We start from the raw sequence: 252 nt of genomic DNA, 5'->3' as shown, positions 1-252 counted from the left end.
CGGATGGGCGGAGACGGGGAGATGGAAGTCTATTCCCCGAACGCGGCTCCGGTGTGGCGAGTGGAGCCACGCGCCGGACTGATCGAGGTCAAGCGCCAGCAGTCCATCGACGGCCTGTTCAACCGGTGGATCGTTGAAGGCAAAACCCCTGAAGGCGGCGCGGCCGTTGTCGGATCCTCACAAATTGATTTTGGCCCGCTCCGCTACGGGGGCCCGCACGGCAAAGCCCCAACCCGGTACTCCTCGGAGTTC

Annotated in this window: 1 protein-coding gene; it reads left to right on the top strand. The window is 64.7% G+C overall.

The annotated features are described in order from the left end of the window. Positions 1 to 21: 21 nt before the first annotated feature. The coding region (locus AC3XQU_RS24405; RefSeq protein ID WP_489876698.1) for a hypothetical protein at positions 22 to 252 on the top strand (231 nt) is incomplete at its 3' end.

The sequence above is a fragment of the Telluria sp. AZSoR62 genome, assembly GCF_058111565.1.
The sequence above is the reverse complement of the archived record's forward strand: the minus strand, read 5'-3'. Positions and strand labels throughout refer to the sequence as shown.